The sequence below is a fragment of the Gilliamella sp. B3783 genome, from assembly GCF_026536125.1.
Classification (GTDB): Bacteria; Pseudomonadota; Gammaproteobacteria; order Enterobacterales; family Orbaceae; genus Gilliamella.
On record NZ_JAFNOU010000010.1, the window covers coordinates 1 to 20,224 of the forward strand.

Here is a 20,224-nt window from a genome sequence, read left to right on the forward strand (position 1 = left end):
ATGCTTGACATTGCGCAAATAAGCATATATAATTAGTCCATAATCAAAATTTAAACGCATAAAAAAGCCCGCTAGCAATAGACGGACTTTTTTGTTATGTGAAATATTTGCAAAATAGGATATTTGGCTAATTAAATTAATTTTGAATTTGAGTCGTTCGAAATAGGGTAATGCAAATATTTAGAGATTAATTAGGTAAATAATCAATAATATATTAAATTTTATTTGATAGTGTATTAATGCTCTTAAATGATACCAAACATCTTAATTCATCAAGAAAACAAGATAATCTTTTGCGTATCAATCTTATTATTTACCTTTTATCGATTTCTACTTGCTACAACAGTAGCAATGATTTTGATGTAAATTAGTCTAATTGACATTATAAAAATGTTTATTGGTAAATATTTTATAATTTTATCAATTTGTTATATGAAATTATTATTAAAAAAAGGAGGCGGCAACTATTTTTGATATTGCATGATTAGAAAATAGTAAAATATTAGGGATATTGGGTTCAATCGTTTATTACTCATTAAAATTAAATAATTTGTCTAATAATGACAAGATAAAGATTAAGAAATTCATAGTATTATGCATTATTTCTAATACATGTTCTTTTCAATAAAATTAACCTATCACATTGTTTTTATTCATTATCTTTCCTATTTTAAATAAACAAAATCAGCGGTTAAATTCAATTACCGTTGTTAACTTATATAAAGATTTATTATGCCTATAAAAGATCCTAACAACATTAATTGGTATGTTGTCATTTATTTAATGATTGTCACCTTATTGGGCTCATTAGCGAGTTATTGCTATCACGTGCTCAATGGCAACAAATTCAATGTCTGGGTGTTATTTGCACAAATATTTATTTCAATATTTGCCGGTCTATTGGTTGTACTGGGCGCAAGTTATTTCAACTGGGAATTTGAATTAGCAGGAGGCGTAGCTGGTCTAGCTGGTTGGTCTGGTGCAACCCTAATAAAAATACTCGAAGAAAAACTGTTAAAAAAAGCTAAAGGAGAATAACCGTGAAACTTACAGCAAACTTTAAATTAGAGGAATTTACTAACTCTCTATTAGCCAGCAGATTAAAGATAGATAATAGCGTGCCTACAGAGTTGATGCCTAATATTAAATTCACCGCTGCAAAGTTGGAATTAGTCAGACAAGCTTTAGGAAAGCCCATTATTATCACTTCTGGTTATCGTTGCCCTGCGCTAAATGCGCGTGTTGGTGGAGTCGCAACCAGTGCCCACACGCTAGGATTAGCCGTCGATTTTCATTCGTCTTTTGGTACACCTAAAGAAATTTGTCAACGATTAATCGATGCAAGAGTTGAATTTGATAAGCTTATTCAAGAACATAATCAATGGGTGCACATAAGTTTTAGTCCTACATCTAACCGTCAACAGGTGTTAACCGCGATAAAAAACAGTGGGAAAACAACATATGTAAATGGGTTAATCTAGTTACTACTCTTACTTTAACCTTATCAATTTTGCTCAGTGCTTAAATGAATTTTGTTAACAATAGATGTTGGTTATGTCTAGCAACTACAAAATTTTTTGAATGGAATCAATTAGTTTATTAATCAAGGGAAAGATAAGCCTGATACGCTGGTAAAACAAATAAGTATCGATATTTTACAAGACATCGTCTTCTACCCCCTTCGAATAACTCATCTCAAATTTCTTGAATTAGAAAATCATCAGACAGATTTTAGTCGACAATTTGAGTCCAATTGGCACGTATCATCTGATACTACAGAAGTAGAATTAGTTGATAGAGAAAATGTCAATTACATTGATTCTACTAACACTTCAAAATACTGCATGGCACAAATAAAAATATGTTTTGTGATGTGCAATTCATTTATATCACTAATCACATTCAAAATATTACTCGATTGGAATTTGATAATGTAAGACATACACCAAACAAAACGATCATAAAAGCAATATTGAAAGCATAGATATATTCTAATAATAAACTTAGTAAAGAGGTAAAAATTGATTTTGCCTATTTCGGCACGGCTTGAATCATATCTTGAAATAGTTGCAAAACAAGTACAATTATCCATTTTTGATAAAAATGTTACTATTCAACAGAACGATAATGCTTATTTAAGATCAACTTTATTACCAGCGATCACAACCTGTTTCGATTTGGACAGTGAATCAAGAGTTTATTAAGGTGTTTATCAGTACCAATCAATACGGGCAAATCAGATGCTTTGCGTATATGTGATGCGATTATTGCTCACTTCCCACTTAATTTAGAGTTAAAAAAAGACAATTTTGCGCTTTATATTAATTTTGTACCAAGTGCTTATCCTACTATAACGGATAAAACCACTTACACTATTCCCGTCAGTATGAATTATCTTGCTGACACTTTAATGTAATAAAATAAAGGAGTTAACACATGGGTTTTGCTTTACCTAATGGTGCACGAGTTTACGTGCAAAAATCAAAAGATGCTAAGCTTGATTTTAATCTAATTACTAACGATAAAGAGGCTGTCGTGACATTAAAAGCTGGGCATGGACTTAATGTTGATGACGAAGTTGTTATTGCTTCGTCTTGGAATAAACTAAATAATGTTGTGGCACGAATTGTACGTGTTAATAATACCGATGTCACTTTAGGTAATATTAACACAAGTAATGTTAATGTATTCCCAGCTAACGAAGGCTTTGGTAGTCTTACTAAAATTACCGATTGGGAACGATTGCCACAAATTAAAGAAGTAGCCAGCGAGGGCGGTGAACAACAATTTGTACAAATTCAATTTTTAGAAGATGAAACAGAACGTCAATTACCGACGATAAAATCAGCTAAAACCAAAACTTTTACCATTGCTCATGATAGCTCATTACCGATTTATCCTTTACTACAAAGCTTAGATCAAACCAATGAAGTTGTGGCTATGAAAATGTATGTACCAAAAGCGAATGAAACACGTTATGACGCGGTGCGGGTTTCATTTGATCCAACACCAGAAACCACAATTAACGAAGTTGAAACAGTAAAAATTAGTACCACTGTTGAATCACCCGCTATTACATTTTATAAAGATAAATAAGGTGAATGGTCAATGGCAAAATTTAAATTAATTGCAGATCCCACTTTTAAATGCAAAGTGTTAATTGCTCGGCCTGGCCAAGAAGACGGATCAGTTGAGTTTACTTTCAAACATTATCCAGTCAATGAGCTTGCTAAATTTGAAGATGAACTGAAAAATAATGGTGTTATTGATTTTATCATGAAAATTGTCGCTGGTTGGAGTTTAAATGATGAATTTAATCAAGACAATATGCAAATTTTATTAAATAACTATCCATCTGCTTCACAAGCAATTACAACAACTTACTATAAAGAATTATTTGGTCAACGCGAAAAAAACTAATTGAGCTTGTCACTGCGTTATATACGCCTGAACCTTCTCAAGATGAATTAGCTGCTTTTGGTTTGTCTGAGGATGATTATGATGGCGAATTTATAGAGATATGGCAGGATAATTTAGATTCATTTCGATTATTTAAAGCCATGTCAACGCAATGGCGTACAAGCATGAGTGGACTAATCGGGCTTGATTATAATTGCCTTCCTTGGGTGATGAAAGTGAATAATATTTTAGAAAGCGAAACGATTTTTCACGATATTCAACTAATGGAAAGCCAAGCCTTAAAAATAATTCATAAAACCAAATAACCGACGAAAGTCGGTTATCTAACACTTGTTATTTTTAATCTAAATAAGATAAGCGATAAGTCACATCTATTTATTCATAAATGAGCAATGGAAAAACGAATCGAAACGGATTTATTACCAATAAAAAATAGCATAATAAATTAATTTATTGATATTAAACAAATAAAGATTGTGATAACAAAATTGAAATACTCATATTAAAACAGCCTAGTGAAGGTGCGCAAACAAAAGTTATTGATTAATTTGCAATTTGTAAAATTGCAATAAACAATCAAATCTAAATTACAAATAGCAAAGTAAGCATACATAATAGAGCCATTAATGAATCAATCCATTTATTAGATTTATAGAAAATTAAGTTAGTTAAGGAAATAGAGATGAACAGAAATATTATTATTGCCGAATCAGATTTTGATAAGTTATATGCAAAATTAAGTCATATCACCGCTATATCTGAGTTATTAATTAGTGATATGGGCAATTCGCATTGGGCCGATGAGACTGTGCTAAATAGCATTTCAGCGATTTCAACCATATCAAATGAAATGCAAGATATAATAACCAAAAGACAAGAAATAAAGTAAGCACTATTATTGTTGGTAATAAATTCCTTAAATAATATTTAGCAACAGATTTAATTTAAGATTGGCTTCTCTATTTTAGTATAACAACTTATTACTTAATAAACTCGCTTTGGCGGGTTTTTTTATGCCTGGAGAGTATTATGGCAGAACAAATTACATCGCTAACGTTAAAAATTAATGTTAAAAGCGTTACAGAAGTAAATAAAAAATTGGATGATTTTACGAAAAAAGCTGATGCAGCTACCGCAGCATCAGATAGATTCAGTAATGCACAGTTAATGATGAATAGTAAATTTTCTCAAATAACTAAAAGCATTGACTATAGTCGAAATAGTTTAAATGAGTATCAAAAAAGCTTAATTTTTAGCAGTAATACAACAAGAAGTTTAATAGAATTTAATGATAAATTATTTAAAAGCTTTAAAAATCAGATTGATAGTGTAAGAAATCTAACCTCAGCTTCGAAAGAGTTAAAAAATGCCAGAAAAGATCTTTCGGTAGCAAACACAAATCAGAGCAAAGAAACCACTCCATCAATTGGAAATAGTTTTACTAATAAAATTAAAACCGAAATAGGTAAGTCATTTAATAACTTATTGACCACGATTAACCCAATAAATATTGGTATTTCGGCATTATCTAATTTTTTAACAGGTTTAGTACCAAAATTATTCGAAACTGAATCAGCAACAGAAAAACTAGCCGCAGCACAAGATCGTTTAAATAAAGTATTGGACACAGATAAAAACACAGGATTTACTTTTTTATCTGATGAAATGATGAATTTACTTGGAAGAAATAGAGCGTTGGTTGAAGCCATGGTTAAATCAAGTAAAATAGATTTAGATACCATTATTTCAGTTATCAAACAACAATTGCATCATGATATAGAGAACGCGACAGATGGCTTAGTTGATCTGGTTAATTCAGCGAATTCAATGGGAATGAGAGCTGAAACAAATTTAAATTCAGTACTTAATAGTATAGATAAACTCAAATCCGGAAGCAAAATTGATTTGGATGAAATTGATAATATTGAACTAAAAACAAAAAAATTAGCTGAATATTATGGAATGACTTATGAAGGCGCTAGAAGAGTATTAGAACAATTAGCTGATATAAGGTCTGAAACTGATTCAATTAAAGTAGAAGAAAAAATTAACAATTTAATAGAAGAACTAAGCCATCTTTACCTTACTTCTGAAAATAGTTCAAATAAATTCAAAATGTTGATAGATAGTTTGTTTGAAATTGAAAAAAAAGCGAACAATGCATCACTTAAACTAAAATCTTTAAAATTAATTACAAATTTAGATCAAGCACAAGATCCTAAAAAAAGCCCATTCTATCAATACGAAAGAATGATCATGAATCCAAGTCAGCGTACAAAAGCTGAACTTGATGAAATGAATAGACTGGCAGATGCAGCTAATAAAATTTTTAAAAAAGATCAACCTGGTTATGTGACAGAAGGTAAAAGAAACGCTGTAGCAGCTGCAATTGAAGCGAGTAATTCGAGCAGAAGAAATTCAACAACAAATTTATTACAAACATCCCAACAGCAAGAAATAAGTCTTAGAAATCAACTTCAAGAATTACAAGAGCAAAGTTTAACAGTAGAAGCAATTACATCTGAACGTAAAAAATATCTGGATCTACAAAACCAAATTCAAGTATTAGAAAGCAGTAATAATAAAAAGAGACTTACTGAAGAAGAAAAATATGTTTTAGCGCACAAAGAAGCGTTACTTACTCAGTATGCAAAAAATGCGGCTATTGGTGATGAGATTGCTAAATACGAAGCAGCAGCCAAAGCTATTCAAAAAATGAAAGAATATACAGCAAATTTATCTATTGAAGGTCAAATTAAACAAGCAACATTTGGTATGTCATCAAAAGATGCTGCAAGACAAGCTCAATTAAGGCAACTTGATATAAATAAACAAAATGAGTTGGATAAAACAAAAGATCCAAGCCAGATAGAAAATTTAACAAACCAATATGATCAAGCTAAACAGACATTACAAAAAAGTTGGCAGCAAGATGATGCTAATCAAGGTAATTGGTTAATGGGGCTAAAAGTGGGACTTTTAGACTATGCTGATACTGCACAAGACGTATTTAGCGCAGCCAAAGGGTTTGCACAAAATACCATGGGCTCTATGGCAAATATGATGACTCAATTAGTGACTACAGGAAAAGCCAATTTTAACGAGTTTGCCCGTTCTATCTTAATTAATATTATTGAAATTATTAATAAGCTAATACTAGCTCAAGTAATTCAAACTGCTTTAGGGTGGATGAGGTTTGGTGGTGGAACAAGTAAAGCAACGGGGGGGCTTCAAGATGCCTACAGTGGCGGCGAAATTCGTGGCTATGCAATGGGTGGTAATGTTGGATATGCGTTAAACCCAGGGGGCTTTACCGGTCGAGGTAATAAATATCAACCAGCCGGTATTGTTCACAAAGGTGAATTTGTCTTCACTAAAGAAGCAACCAAACGTATAGGGGTAAATACACTTTATGCATTAATGAATGATAAAAAACAAGAGTATGCTAATGGTGGATATGTCGATGTTGGTCAGGCTTCACCCATTGCTTTTACTCGTCAATCGAATCAATCAACAAGTGCTGTAAATGTATCGGCAAATATTGCTGTTAATATGTCCTCAGAAAACAACTCAGCAACAACTACAACAAATAATATTGATGCAAAAGCTGTTGAGGCTCAAGTCGGTGCCGTTATACAGCAACGCATGAATGAGATGATGAAAAAACTTGTTTCACCTGGTGGTGACTTATATAACGTGATGCATGCAAGGTAAGTTATTGGAGAGGTTATGGCAGTAGATAAATTTCAATGGAAAACAATGGGAAATCCAAAAGTTTCGGATCTATCCAATATTAATGAAATTAGTTTTGGCGATGGTTATACACAATTATCAAGCACCGGTATTAATAGTACTACAGAAGAGTGGCAATTAACTTACATAGGACAACAAAGCGAAGTTAAACAAGTTCGCGCTTTTTTAAATTCTCATATTATAAAATCTTTCAAATGGACTAATCCCTATGGTGAAGAAAAGTTATACCGAGTCGTAAATAAATCTATCGAATCAGAATTTATGGGGGGTAATGTTGTTTCACTATCATTTAAATTTATTCAGGCTTATGCACCATAAATTATTATTACCTATTCAATTAACCACCTTTAGGTGGTTTTTTTATGTCTGGAGAACATAAATGCCAATAACACAGGACTTACAAGCACTTGAAGGCAACGAGCTAATTCAACTTATTGAACTTGATGGTACAAAATTTGGATTAGATGAAGTCCTTCGCTTTCATGCGCATAATGTCTCATCAGAGGGTTGGGCCTCTTTTGTTGTTGATAATTTACCTTCTATTAAATGGCAAGGAAAAGAATACTTACCTTATCCTTACGAACTAAAAGGTCTTGAGTTGAGTAGCACAGGCGCCCAACCAACACCAACGTTATCAGTTGGCAATATTGAAGGAAAAGTGACAAGGCTTTGCTTGGATTATGCAGATTTAGTTCAAGCAAAAATCAAAATCCATACCACAATGGCTAAGTATCTGGATGCGGCCAACTGGATTAATGGTAATCCAAATGCAGATCCAGCTCAAGAACGCGTACAACTATTTTATGTAAATAGCAAAAAAACAGAAACCAAAACTATGGTTGAATTTGAGTTGTGTTCACCTTTTGATATTCAAAATCTACAGCTACCAACAAGGCAAATTACCACTGTTTGCACTTGGTGTATGCGTGGCTGGTATCGAAGTGGTACTGGTTGTGATTATGCTGGTAATAAATATTTCACCAAAACTGGTGATCCAACGGACGATCCTGCAAAAGATGTATGCGGTGGACTTTTAAAAGATTGTAAAGCAAGACATGGTAATGCTTCGCTTCCTTTCGGTGGTTTTCCAGCAGCTAATTTACAGAGTAAGTAATATGAGACAAAAATTATTAGATGCCATAAAAAATCATGCAGAAAGTCAATACCCAAATGAAGCCTGTGGATTGATTATTGATACGGGTAAATCACAAAAATATGTTCCTTGTCAGAATATTTCTGATAATCCTAAAGAACATTTTTTGATTGCCGCTGACGAACAGTTACAAGCCGAAAAGCAAGGCGAAATTATCATGATTATTCACTCTCATCCTGATGTTGTATCACTAGTGCCATCTGAATTTGACCGTATTCAATGTGATCATTCAGGTATTGAGTGGGGCATTATATCTGTACCCGATGGTGATTTTTGCACAATATCTCCACGCGTAAATCGAGATTATACCGGACGCCAATGGCTACTCGGGCATGCTGATTGTTGGTCACTGATTATGGATTATTATCAGCGAGAATATAATATTGATTTAAATAATTATTCGGTTCCAAGGCAGTGGTGGGAAAGCGGAACAGAACATCTTTATGATGATAATTGGCAAGCTGAAGGATTTGTTGCAGTCAACATCACTGAAATGCAAGTTGGCGATATCATCATGATGCGTATTGGTGCGCAAGTGACCAATCATGCTGCTATTTATGTTGGTGACAATCTTATTTTACATCATTTATACGGTCAATTATCGACTCGTACACCTTACGGTAAATATTTTCGAGATAGAACAGTTCGCATAGTACGACATAAGGAGTTATTTCATGCTCAGTAATTTAACACTAAAAGGTGCAATGGCTAAGCAGTTTGGTAAGAATCATCAATATGATGTACAAAATCTTAAAGAACTATTACGCGCACTATGTGCAACGATCAAAGGATTTGAAAAATACATGTGTTCAGCGCATTTAAAAGGTATTAAGTTCGCTTTTTTTGTTGATGGCAAAAATATTGGTATTGATGAGTTTGATATTAATGCGAATGGTAAAAATTATATGATTATGCCAGTTACACAAGGTGCAAAAAGTGGAGGCATGTTTCAAATTATTATTGGTGCAGTTGCATTAGTTGCCGCTTTTTTTACAGCAGGAGCAACATTAGCTCAGTGGGGAACTCTCTTGACGGCTAGTACGATGAGCGCAACATCTATTTTAACAGGAATTGGTATTAGCATGATGTTGGGGGGCGTGGTTCAACTACTGACTCCACAGCCTAAATTTAATGCAGGTAAATCATCGAGTGCCGAAAATAAACCCAATTATGGATTTGGTGGGCCAGTGAATACTAATGCTGTTGGCTATCCTGTGCCTGTTTTGCTTGGTGAACGTGAAATTGGTGGCGCGGTAATTAATGCCGGTATTTATTCAGAAGACCAACAGTAGGTGAGTTATGCAATTGATAGAAGGGCAAAAAGGCGGAAGTAAAAAACAACATACGCCATATGAACAACCAGATAATTTACTGTCAAACGCTAAACTTAAGTTGTTATTAGCGTTAAGCGAAGGTGAAATTCAGGGACATTTAACAGAGCAAGACATTTTTATTGATAACACTCCGCTGGCTAATTTAGATGGTTCTCGTAACTTCAAAGGCGTCAATTGGGAATTTCGTAACGGTTCACAAACACAAGACTACATTCAGGGTATTCCAGAAATTAGTAATGAACTGCGAGCTGGTTTTACAGTCAAAGCCGATAAACCGTGGGTGCGTGCATTTTCGAATTTAGATCTGGATGCAGTTCGTATTAAATTGAGTTTACCGGCTCACGTTGAGTATAAGGATAATGGTGACTCAGTTGGTACAGTTACCAAATATGTTATCGAATTATCAACTGATGGTGGTGCTTTTCAAACGGTGATAAATGGGACGTTTCAGGGTAAAACCACTTCAGAATATCAGCGTGATCACCGGATTAATCTACCGAAAGCTATTGATGGTTGGGCTATACGAGTAAGACGATTCACTCCTGATTCAAAATCGAGTAAATTGGTTAATGCATTTGGCGTGTCATCCTATGCTGAAATAATTGATAGCAAATTACGTTACCCAAATACCGCTTTGCTTTATATCGAATTAGATGCGAGTCAATTTAATGGTTCAATACCTAAAATTAGTTGTAAAGTTAAAGGTAAAGTTGTCCAAGTTCCTGATAATTACGATCCAGTGAGTCGAACATACATTGGCACATGGACAGGTGGTTTTAAAATGGCTTATACCAACAACCCTGCTTGGCTTGCCTATTACTTAATGCGTGATGAAATAGCCGGAATGGGGTTAAGAATTGATGCCAGCATGCTTGATAAATGGTCTATCTATCAACTGGGTCAGTATTGTGATCAGATGGTATCTGATGGGCGAGGCGGAAAAGAACCACGTTTTGTTTGTAATGAATATATACAAAGTCAGGAAGAAGCCTATACTGTTTTAAAAGATCTGGTGGCTTCATTTCGTGGCATACTATTTTGGGGTAACGATCAAATCTGTCTAACGGCGGATATGCCACAAGATGAACCTGATTTTATTTACCATCCTTCAAATGTTGTTGGTGATTTTACCTATTCAAGTGGTTCATATAAAAATCGCTATACATCATGTTTAGTGGCCTATTCAGATCCGAATAACCATTACTGTGACGATGTTGAACCCGTATGGGATTATGACTTGATGCGTCGTTATGATGTTAATGTCATGAAGTTAACCGCTATAGGCTGTACATCGCAAGCCGAAGCCCAAAGGCGTGGACGATGGGCTTTGCTTTCAAATGCGAAAGATGAAGTGGTTACGTTTACCGTCGGATTAGACGGTTATATTCCTTTACCAGCCAGAATTATTGGTATCGCTGATCCCTCACGTTCAGGTAAAGAAAACGGCGGACGAATACAATCAGTTACTGGTCGAAAAATCACACTTGATAGAAAGATAGATTATCAAGCCGGAGATCGTTTAGTGATTAATTTGCCCGATGGTACCGCGCAAAGTCGAACAATTAGATCAATTAGTGAAGATCGGCAAACAATTACGGTGACTGCAAACTATAAAATAACACCTGTCGCTGGAGCAATCTGGTGTATTGACAGTGATAATGTTGCTATTCAATATTTTCGGGTTACCTCAATATCGGCAAGTGAAAATGGTAAATTCAACATTACTGCTGTGGAGCATGACCCCAATAAATTCAACTACATTGATAATGGAATCCGAATTGAGCCTAAACCAATTACTGTGGTACCGCCGACAGCGGTATCATCGCCAAAAACTATTAGTGTTTTTGAAAGTAGCTATATCTCACAAGGACTGTCTATTTCGTGTTTGAATGCTCAGTGGGATGCCGTTGAAGGTGCAACAAATTATATTGCCCAATGGCGAAAAGATAATTCATCTTGGAATAATATTGGCAAAACTAATGGAACTAATTTTTCCATTGAAGGTATTTATTCGGGTACATATGATGTGCGTGTTCGCGCTGTTAATGCGCTTGATACTTCATCACCTTGGACATATTCACAATCAAAATTCATTAAAGGCAAAGTTGGAACACCCGAAAAACCTGTCGGCTTTAGCGCAAGTGATGATGTGATATTGGGTATAGATTTAACTTGGTCCTTTCCTAAAGGCGCGGGCGATACCAGCCATACCGAAATTCAATATTCCAACAATGAAAATGAAGAAGATGCAAGATTACTTTCTAATGTCAGTTATCCTAGTTGCAGCTATTCACAAATGGGACTTGCAATTGGTCAAACCTTTTTCTATCGTGCTCGTTTAGTTGATAAAATTGGTAATGTGAGTGATTGGACCGATTGGGTGCAAGGTATTTCCAGTACCAATACCAATGACTTAACTGATCACATTTTTGAGGAAATAAAAGAGACTGACGCATGGAACTCATTAGTCGAACAAACAAATAATAACACCAGCTCAATCACAGACCATACTACTATGCTGGCTGAAAATACACGTTTATCAATCGAAAATGCTAAGTCCATTATTGAAAACGCTTTAGCAAATGATGTTGATTCTCAAAGGTGGCGAAAAGAAATCGGTAATGCTCATGCTGAAATAAAAGAAACGAAAGCTTTGGTTGTAAATGAAAGTGAGGCAACCGCAGTTAAATTGACCGAAATCTCATCAAATTTAAATGGCGCGAACGCTTCTATCAATGAACTTAAACAAACGACAGTAAAACAAGGTGAATCGATTGAGTCTCAAAGTAACATTCTAACGCAATTATCATCATCAATAGATAGTGTAAATAATAGTGTTAAAAATAATGCAACAGCCATTAATCAAATGGATACAAAAGTTACCCAGCAAGGTAATGTAATTACTTCACAGGCTAATAGTATTAATTCAATTAATACTAATATCGGTAATGTGTCTGCGCAAGTTAATGATGTGTCAAAAGCCATCCAAGACACCAATGGTAAATTATCTGCCTACCGCACAATGAAAGTGGAGGTTGATAATAATGGTAGGCAGTATGTTGCGGGTATGACCATGGGTGTTGAAAATACCGATGTAGGTATGCAGTCAAATGTTATTTTCCTTGCTGATAAATTGATGGTCATGAATCAAGCTAATGGTACACCAGTACCCGCTTTCATCGTCAAGGATGGTTTTGTCATCATGAATGATGCAATCATAGGTAACTCAACTCTAAATTTTGCAAAAATATCAGATACTATACAATCAGAAAACTATATACCAGGTAAGTCTGGGTGGAGGTTATTTAAGGATGGTACTTTTGAAATAAATAGTTCATTTTATAATGAGGGTCGAATTGTACTCAATGGTGAAGGTTTAAAAGTTTTCGATGAAACAGGTGCTTTAGTTGTTCAAATCGGTAATTTGGAGGTGTAATGTCATTTGGAATTAAAGTTTTCACAAAAACGGGTACGGCATATAAATTAGATAGCAAGTGTACGACAATGTGTATTTCAGGCGCGTTAGGTTCAAATGTATATCCGCAAACAGGATTGTATGTACCTGAGGGATATGATTATTATGCTCATTTGTCAGAGCCGTGTGGGTTTTGGTCTTTTGGTACTGATTCAACAGGGGCAACATTTATTGATGCATCAAGTGATCCTATTGCTTATTTAGATCAAAATCGTCAATTATGTTTCAAGAATGGTGAATACGGGAGAAATTCTTGGTCGAAGTATCCTGATGAAGTATATTTAGACCAAAATCAACAGCTTGTTCTTTTGACGTGGCCGAAATCCATTAAAGCTAATGGTCACGGCATTTTATTTAATGGTGTTAGTTCTTTTTTTCAAATTAATCAGTATAGTAATTTTACTAATGTAATATGGAAAGGAGATATAGAAATCAGCAATCAAGGATGGAGAGTTAGCGATATAGATCCGTCATTATCAAATTATAATTCATTTGTATTTTTTTATTGCGACGATCCAACCATTTCAATTGGTAAAGATTTTGAGCACAGATATTATGACGTTTTTGGTTATGTTCCTTACGATCATAATGGGCATGTAAGTAATCGAACAATTAAAGTTAAAGTTGTCATTTTTGGTGTCGGTCACATAAAAACATCAAAATTTGGCTTGCGAATATATAAGAATAAAAATGTTGTATATGATTCTTGTAATGAAATCTTCATTAATCCGGTGTTAACAAGTTTTGAAAGATACTCACTTGGTCAATGGCAGTCAATAAATGGTATTAAACGCCCGATGCACGCAACGGTTTCAGTCGGAGCTAGTTTTTTTAATGGCAACAAAAATCAAAATTGGGTTTGCGACATCGGCGTAAGATCAAATGGTTATCAACTCTCTACGTCAGAGCAACGAATACATAAAGTTTTTTGGTTTGAATCTGAATTGAGTTATGGGTTCTATATTTCTGCGCAAAAGGTCCTAGTTTTAGACGCTGAAAATTATTTCAATTTTTGAGGTTAACAATGAAAAGATTAATAATTCTATCTGTAATATTATTTTCGTCTTTATCTTTTGCAAATTATTCAAGTTGTAGAGCTATTTATCAAGAAAACTCATTGGGTAATGCAATAAATGGATTTGATATCATCAAGATAAAAAAAATTAATGATAATCACTATGATTTGAGTTTGAACGTTGATGGAACTATACGTTAGATACTCGATAATTTTTCCACCCATATATTAATTATATGTGAGGAGCTCAAATACAAATAAAAAGGGATAACTCAAAAAAATTATTTAAATTATAAATTAAAACCGGAAAATATAAACGCTCTCGTAGCGTTTTTTTATGTCTAAAATTCGAGGAATACTATGTCTTGGTACAAAACAGGTACGATCAATGTAACAAAAGGCAGTAACATCGTGACAGGGATTGGCACTAAATGGGCTAATCCGTTGTTGGGTATTTCTGCTGGTAGAATGTTATTGCTACAATCATCAAATCAAATTGAAATCTATGAAATAGCATCCGTACAATCTGATACGCAATTAATGTTGGCAGATGATTATCGTGGTGAAAGTAAAACAGGGGGTATATATCAAATCCCTACATCACCAACGGTTTCAATTGAAAGTTTAGCATTACGCATCTCTGAAATGTTAAATTATTATCAAACACAACTTAATGCTTGGCAGACAATATTAACAGGTGATGGTAAAGTTACATTGACAGCACCTGATGGAAGCGTTGTTACAATAATTTCGCAATACTCTATTCAACAAGAACTTATTAAGCTTATTGAAGAAAGTAAAGTTTATGTTAGTGAGTCAGCAAAAAATGCAAGTAACGCTCAAAAGGCAAGTACATCAGCAACAGATAGCGCTAATGCAGCCAAAACAAGTGCTGATTCAGCTAATAAATCAGCAACAGCAGCGAGCGTATCAGCTAAAAACGCTAGCGATAGCGCTAATTCAATTAAAACATCCGAAACTAATGCTAAAACATCAGCGAATGCAGCGGCTAAATCAGCAGATGATGCGAAAAGCTGGGCTTCAACAGTAGATACATCGACATTTGTGAAAAAAAACGGAGATACAGTTACAGGTCAACTTACCCTTAAATACAAAGCGTGCGGTATCAAATTCAATTATGAAAATCCTGATAATGTTACAGTAATTCGCCCAATTGGAGACAATTTCTCATTTCTTTTTTATGATGCAGAAAAAAAGAATTGGTTTACAAAGCTTAGATATGCTAAAGATGGTAATGCGTGGAAATTTGATAATATTGATGATGTTACTATTAACGGCAAATCCGCACTAAAAGTAGGTGACTATGGTATCGGCGGCCAAAAGGGTGCTGCTGTCAATAATTTTGATGAACGCTTAGCGGGCGGGTTTTATCAATGTAGGACATCCAATTTTCCTAATTTGCCGTTCAATGGGGGAGATTGTACGGCAACATTGCTTGCGTATCCTAGTAACAGCTCATATTGGAAAGTCGAGCAATTAGCTGTAGTTAATAGCAAGACCCCGCGCATTTATTATCGTACAGATTCAAAAGATGATGGTAAGCAAAATTGGTATGAAGTAATAACGACGGCGAATGCTTCCGCCGATATTGTAGGGGCTTTACCAGCGGTTAAAACTGTTGTTAATAATACACCTACTTATATGGTAGGTAGCCATGTAGTATTCAAAGATGCCATTGGTGACCAACGTTTAATGCCATTTCGACGTGATGAATTGCCGTTTGGTTGGTATTTTCGTAATGGCGATAATTACTTATTAAGTTCACCGCAAGGCAAGGCTTTAAATGGTTTGTCTGCCAATTATAAAAACGACCATCGTATTACGATTAAAACTATAAATGGACAACAATATATTAATGTGCCAACGGCATTTTCTGCCGATGGGCGTGGTTTTTTTGATCGAGCCGTTGATGGAGCTAGCCGACAAGTAGGTAGTGTTGAAGATGATGCTATTCGAGAAATTTGGGGGCATTTCGATTCCGGCGTCGTTGATAATCATACTCTATATACACGCGGTGCGTTTCAGGGTACGAATGCAATCTATCCGCAAAACGGCGCATTTGAACCTAAAAAGGATTGGTGGGCATGGGGTTATGATTTTTATGCATCACGAGTAGTACCAACAGCAAATGAAAATCGCCCACTTAACATTGGTATGACACCTGTAATTTACCTTGGAGTTTGATATGATTAATTATTATTATGATAATTCAGATGACCTTAAACCGTACACACATCAATTAGAGGCTAACGACGACACAATGCCACCTGACAATGCGTTACGGATTGCTCCTGAATTTAAAGACGGGTATTGTCCGTGTGAGCAAGATGGTAAATGGATTTTAGTCGAAGATAACCGCGAAAAAACAGCCTTTAATATTGAAACAAAGGAAGCTGTTAAAATTGACTACCTTGGTGAACTTAAAGCAGGATTTACGTTATTTGAACCATTCGAATTTTGCAAATGGAACGGGAAAAAATGGGTGAAAGATAAAGTAGCTGAAAATAACGCTACCATTGAACAAAATCAAGTTATGAAAAATTCACTAATAAATCAAGCCAATGAAAAAATAGCGGTGCTTCAGGACATTATCGATTTAGATATGCAAGAATCTAATGAAGAGGAACAGCTAAAACAATGGAAAAAATATCGCATATTATTAACTCGTGTTGATGTATCTGATGCGAATATTTCGTTTCCAGCTAAGCCCGAATAAATTAAACAAACACTACCAATTTTTTTCCATTCATCTTATCCATCCTTTTTTATAATTAAGCAGATAAGCTTTCTTTTTGCTTAATCCTATAAATTATCTCGCTTTATTTATTCATATTATTGATAATAAACAATTATTTTTAAATATCAGGGCATCATTCCTTTCAAAATTGGTAGTGTATTATTTGTTATCATTCATTTTTACACTTAAAATTCTCTACTACACTAACAGAATAATTATTAATTGATTTACTTGATCTCAATTGAGTATCTATTTATCGTTTTTTTGAATAGCGTTACTTAATTTTGTGATTAATTTTGTCACTTTGTTATTAAAATAAAAGTCATCGTTATTGCAGCAACTTCATTTGATCTGTTTTACAAATTTGCTGATGAATTAGGCAAGTTAGCGTTAAATTTAAACCTATATTTCAAGTGACACTCCCTTATTTAATCGATAAAATAGCCGATATTTATCCAAAATTAAATAATGATAAGAGTAAATAGGAATGGCAAAGCAAATCAAAATAATCAAGTGCCCAAATTGTGGTAGCATACAAAAAACTGAAATTAAACCCGATCATTATCGTTGTGAAAATTGTCATACTGAATATTTTTTAGATAGTGATGATATTAATGTTAATGTCACTTATGATAATAAACAAACTAATTTAGATAATGAGTATTTTGGTGATTTTAAATTAAAAATAATTGTTATTCTAGGCTGTATCGTGGTTGGTTGCGTTTGTGTTGGTTTGCTCAATATGTTTTTTAAATCGAAGCCTTCTTATGATGCCCCAGCCGCAACTACGCAAATACAACAAAATCAGACTACAACCACTAAATCAGTGTCGGCCAATCCGCAAATTGCGCAAAGTAGTGGTACATTGCGTGTTAATTATAATTTTTGCTCATTAGTTTTAGTCGATAATAAACCTTTTGTGATAGGAATCATTAATCGTTCCAATGGTTTACCCTATGAACAAAAGTATTATTTTACTGTGTATGATTTGCTTTCCGAAAAAATTGTGCAAGAAAGCCCAATTGCTAATGTGAAATTTGATAAGTTTGGTAAAGTTAATTGGACTTCATATGACTTTACTAAAGATAAAACCTATCTAGTTGCAAGCAAACGCACTGTTTTTTTACTTGATAAAAGGAATTTTACCCTAACTGATGTGACATCTTCGTTATTGCAAAATTACCCTCAATTTAATAAAGGCATTGCCTCAGTCAATATCACGACCGCACAAGGCGCCGTTGGTCACGTTTTACATATACTGACTGATGATGGGCAAAAGATCTATTATTTCCCTTTGCAGGATAAAGCTTTTGTTGATAATAATGATTTTTATATGACAATTAAAGATTTTGAGCGGAGTGCAGATGATACCAGTAAACACACTGCTTTTAGCTTTGCCAATAATTATGGTGAGGATTTTAAGTTAATTAAATTTACTTTTATTAGTCCTGATGGTAAAAGCCATTACACTTTTACATCAGCTAAAGTTGGTGATCAACATACTGATGGTTCTGGCAAGTTTACTGATGCGGCAAGCGCTTATAATTACAGTCTTCCTTATTACGATAATCCAAAATATCAACTGGTTTCTCATCAAAACCTTACTCCGGATAGACTTTACTTTAATCCTGAAATTATCTATTTTGACGATAATACATTAATTATAAAAACCAGAACTAGTGCAAGTCCCGATTCAAATTATAATTATCAACGATTGGATATTAATAACGGTAAAGTGATTTGGACATTATCAAGTGATGATATCACCATAAAAGAGATCATGCCTTTTAATGATGGATTTATCATTAAACAGAGTTGCGATAAGTATGCGCAAATAGCTTCTGATGGTACTATCATTAAAAAACTAACTTTAGTAAATGAAAAATAATAAGTATGACTAGTATAAGGAATATGATATGGGATTAGGCAACTTTTTTAAAAGACAACTAAAAACAGTAATAGAGTGGAAAAACCAAGAGCAAAATGTTTTATTTTATGAGTTTCCAACGCCAACTAATGAAGTAAAAAATGCCAGTAAATTAATTATCAATCCAGGACAAGGCTGCATTTTAGTTTATAAGGGTGAAGTGATCGATGTGATGACTAAATCGGGTATTTATGAACTTTCTACATCAAATCATCCTTTCATTACTAACTTAGTTAAAATACTGCAAAGCTTGGAAAGCGAACACAAAATGCATGTGTATTTTTTCCGTTTAGCAAGTTTGGTTAATCAAAAATGGGGTACATCAACGCCGATAAAATATATTGATAGTGTATATCAATTTCCAATTGAACTTGGTGCTTATGGAACCTATGCAATTAAAATTGAACAAGCTCAGCATTTTTTTACCGAAGTAGTAGGCAGTAAATCAGTTTATACCGCAAACGATCTGAGTCAATTAATGATTTCGCGTATCATTCCAACTATCACCTCACAATTAGCAACAGAAAGTTATTCTTATCAAAATATTGATTCACAATTAGTTAAATTATCGGACCAAATTAAACAGAGTTTGCAAGCTATCTTTGGCAAATTAGGTCTTTTGTTAGAGGATTTTCAAATTGAGTCCGCCACATTTAGTGAAGAGACTTTGGAGCGCATTAGTAAAATAGCTAATTCAAGAACGGATGCATTATCTGCCAAAGAGGTCGGTTTAGATTATGTCGAGCATGAAAAACTCAAAGCATTACGCGATGCAGCTCAAAATGAAGGTGGACTGGCTGGTGCAGGTTTACAACTTGGTGCAGGTTTAGATTTAGCAAAATCGTTTGATTTAAATAAAAATAATGCCACAAATACCGCAGCGACGGCTAATAATGAACAAATTATTAACCAATTAAAACAGCTCAAACAACTGGTTGATGAAGGTATCTTGACTCAAGAGGAATTTAACGCGAAAAAGGCACAGTTATTGGATAAGCTGTAAACTAATATACTAATTACTAAAACTAGCATTTAATTTACCAATCATTTATGACTAAAATTTAATGATAAGAATATGCATTGGCCACTGGTTACTATTACACTAATCAGTGGTCAATTTATAAATAAGTGGTACTTAACGCATTGTTATTGCTTGCTATTTAAACAGTAGTAATAATGATCGTTATAAATCGTGATGTTGATAATAGGCTCAGAATTTAAATTAAAAAATATTAGCCATTTATGCTTATTAAGCTGTAATAAATTTTATAACTCAATTACAATTTTTTGTATCATAAAGCTATAAGTTCATCTAGCTATATCGTTGTTTAACAGTGGTCTAATTTTACATAAATAGGTAATATCAAAAATAGTATATTTACTTTTGAT

General features: G+C 34.0%; 18 protein-coding genes. All 18 read left to right on the forward strand.

Translation table 11 applies throughout. The features are described from left to right. The first annotated feature begins 732 nt into the window (after positions 1-732). The gene (locus tag J3U59_RS10335; RefSeq protein ID WP_267334192.1) at positions 733-1,038 is read left to right on the forward strand and encodes a phage holin family protein; all 306 of its coding nucleotides are present in this window, start codon (positions 733-735) and stop codon (positions 1,036-1,038) included. A gap of 2 nt (positions 1,039-1,040) precedes the next feature. Beyond that, positions 1,041-1,481 carry a D-Ala-D-Ala carboxypeptidase family metallohydrolase gene (locus J3U59_RS10340; RefSeq protein WP_267334193.1) on the forward strand — a complete coding sequence of 147 codons (441 nt, stop codon included), beginning with the start codon at positions 1,041-1,043 and terminating at the stop codon, positions 1,479-1,481. A 740-nt stretch (positions 1,482-2,221) separates the two neighbouring features. Continuing rightward, positions 2,222-2,416, forward strand: a complete 195-nt coding sequence (locus J3U59_RS10345; RefSeq protein ID WP_267334261.1) for a phage tail terminator-like protein — start codon at positions 2,222-2,224, stop codon at positions 2,414-2,416. Positions 2,417-2,436: 20 nt separating this feature from the next. Beyond that, complete coding sequence (locus tag J3U59_RS10350) at positions 2,437-3,096, forward strand: phage tail protein (protein ID WP_267334194.1); 660 nt, start codon at positions 2,437-2,439, stop codon at positions 3,094-3,096. 12 nt (positions 3,097-3,108) lie between these two features. Further along, the gene (locus J3U59_RS10355; protein ID WP_267334195.1) at positions 3,109-3,420 is read left to right on the forward strand and encodes a phage tail assembly chaperone; all 312 of its coding nucleotides are present in this window, start codon (positions 3,109-3,111) and stop codon (positions 3,418-3,420) included. A 62-nt stretch (positions 3,421-3,482) separates the two neighbouring features. After that, a complete protein-coding gene (locus J3U59_RS10360) occupies positions 3,483-3,725 on the forward strand; it encodes a DUF1799 domain-containing protein (protein WP_065798292.1) in 243 nt (80 codons plus the stop codon). 377 nt (positions 3,726-4,102) lie between these two features. Further along, positions 4,103-4,309 carry a hypothetical protein gene (locus tag J3U59_RS10365; protein ID WP_065798291.1) on the forward strand — a complete coding sequence of 69 codons (207 nt, stop codon included), beginning with the start codon at positions 4,103-4,105 and terminating at the stop codon, positions 4,307-4,309. Between the two features lie 140 nt (positions 4,310-4,449). Continuing rightward, positions 4,450-7,134: a phage tail tape measure protein gene (locus J3U59_RS10370; RefSeq protein ID WP_267334196.1), complete on the forward strand. Its 2,685-nt coding sequence runs from the start codon at positions 4,450-4,452 to the stop codon at positions 7,132-7,134. A 15-nt stretch (positions 7,135-7,149) separates the two neighbouring features. Further along, a complete protein-coding gene (locus tag J3U59_RS10375) occupies positions 7,150-7,491 on the forward strand; it encodes a phage tail protein (protein ID WP_267334197.1) in 342 nt (113 codons plus the stop codon). Between the two features lie 61 nt (positions 7,492-7,552). Next, complete coding sequence (locus tag J3U59_RS10380; protein ID WP_267334198.1) at positions 7,553-8,287, forward strand: phage minor tail protein L; 735 nt, start codon at positions 7,553-7,555, stop codon at positions 8,285-8,287. Position 8,288: 1 nt separating this feature from the next. Next, the gene (locus J3U59_RS10385) at positions 8,289-9,011 is read left to right on the forward strand and encodes a C40 family peptidase (protein WP_267334199.1); all 723 of its coding nucleotides are present in this window, start codon (positions 8,289-8,291) and stop codon (positions 9,009-9,011) included. After that, complete coding sequence (locus J3U59_RS10390; RefSeq protein ID WP_065634662.1) at positions 9,001-9,618, forward strand: tail assembly protein; 618 nt, start codon at positions 9,001-9,003, stop codon at positions 9,616-9,618. The genes J3U59_RS10385 and J3U59_RS10390 overlap by 11 nt, the downstream gene beginning before the upstream one ends. Positions 9,619-9,625: 7 nt before the next feature. After that, positions 9,626-13,096 (forward strand): host specificity protein J, encoded by a 3,471-nt coding sequence (locus J3U59_RS10395; RefSeq protein ID WP_267334200.1) that lies wholly within the window; start codon positions 9,626-9,628, stop codon positions 13,094-13,096. Further along, positions 13,096-14,151 (forward strand): hypothetical protein, encoded by a 1,056-nt coding sequence (locus J3U59_RS10400; RefSeq protein WP_267334201.1) that lies wholly within the window; start codon positions 13,096-13,098, stop codon positions 14,149-14,151. The genes J3U59_RS10395 and J3U59_RS10400 overlap by 1 nt, the downstream gene beginning before the upstream one ends. 359 nt (positions 14,152-14,510) lie before the next feature. Continuing rightward, positions 14,511-16,355, forward strand: a complete 1,845-nt coding sequence (locus J3U59_RS10405) for a hypothetical protein (RefSeq protein ID WP_267334202.1) — start codon at positions 14,511-14,513, stop codon at positions 16,353-16,355. Position 16,356: 1 nt separating this feature from the next. Then, positions 16,357-16,887: a tail fiber assembly protein gene (locus J3U59_RS10410; RefSeq protein WP_267334203.1), complete on the forward strand. Its 531-nt coding sequence runs from the start codon at positions 16,357-16,359 to the stop codon at positions 16,885-16,887. A gap of 508 nt (positions 16,888-17,395) precedes the next feature. Then, complete coding sequence (locus tag J3U59_RS10415; RefSeq protein WP_267334204.1) at positions 17,396-18,796, forward strand: hypothetical protein; 1,401 nt, start codon at positions 17,396-17,398, stop codon at positions 18,794-18,796. A 28-nt stretch (positions 18,797-18,824) separates the two neighbouring features. Then, the gene (locus tag J3U59_RS10420) at positions 18,825-19,838 is read left to right on the forward strand and encodes an SPFH domain-containing protein (protein WP_267334205.1); all 1,014 of its coding nucleotides are present in this window, start codon (positions 18,825-18,827) and stop codon (positions 19,836-19,838) included. Positions 19,839-20,224: the final 386 nt, after the last annotated feature.

Bases quoted from the DNA above. Each gene is read 5' to 3' on its own strand.
- J3U59_RS10335 (WP_267334192.1), top strand. From the start codon at position 733: ATGCCTATAAAAGATCCTAACAACATTAATTGGTATGTTGTCATTTAT.
- J3U59_RS10355 (WP_267334195.1), top strand. From the start codon at position 3,109: ATGGCAAAATTTAAATTAATTGCAGATCCCACTTTTAAATGCAAAGTG.
- J3U59_RS10350 (WP_267334194.1), top strand. From the start codon at position 2,437: ATGGGTTTTGCTTTACCTAATGGTGCACGAGTTTACGTGCAAAAATCA.
- J3U59_RS10390 (WP_065634662.1), top strand. From the start codon at position 9,001: ATGCTCAGTAATTTAACACTAAAAGGTGCAATGGCTAAGCAGTTTGGT.
- J3U59_RS10410 (WP_267334203.1), top strand. From the start codon at position 16,357: ATGATTAATTATTATTATGATAATTCAGATGACCTTAAACCGTACACA.
- J3U59_RS10400 (WP_267334201.1), top strand. From the start codon at position 13,096: ATGTCATTTGGAATTAAAGTTTTCACAAAAACGGGTACGGCATATAAA.
- J3U59_RS10385 (WP_267334199.1), top strand. From the start codon at position 8,289: ATGAGACAAAAATTATTAGATGCCATAAAAAATCATGCAGAAAGTCAA.
- J3U59_RS10395 (WP_267334200.1), top strand. From the start codon at position 9,626: ATGCAATTGATAGAAGGGCAAAAAGGCGGAAGTAAAAAACAACATACG.
- J3U59_RS10370 (WP_267334196.1), top strand. From the start codon at position 4,450: ATGGCAGAACAAATTACATCGCTAACGTTAAAAATTAATGTTAAAAGC.
- J3U59_RS10380 (WP_267334198.1), top strand. From the start codon at position 7,553: ATGCCAATAACACAGGACTTACAAGCACTTGAAGGCAACGAGCTAATT.
- J3U59_RS10375 (WP_267334197.1), top strand. From the start codon at position 7,150: ATGGCAGTAGATAAATTTCAATGGAAAACAATGGGAAATCCAAAAGTT.
- J3U59_RS10365 (WP_065798291.1), top strand. From the start codon at position 4,103: ATGAACAGAAATATTATTATTGCCGAATCAGATTTTGATAAGTTATAT.
- J3U59_RS10420 (WP_267334205.1), top strand. From the start codon at position 18,825: ATGGGATTAGGCAACTTTTTTAAAAGACAACTAAAAACAGTAATAGAG.
- J3U59_RS10405 (WP_267334202.1), top strand. From the start codon at position 14,511: ATGTCTTGGTACAAAACAGGTACGATCAATGTAACAAAAGGCAGTAAC.
- J3U59_RS10415 (WP_267334204.1), top strand. From the start codon at position 17,396: ATGGCAAAGCAAATCAAAATAATCAAGTGCCCAAATTGTGGTAGCATA.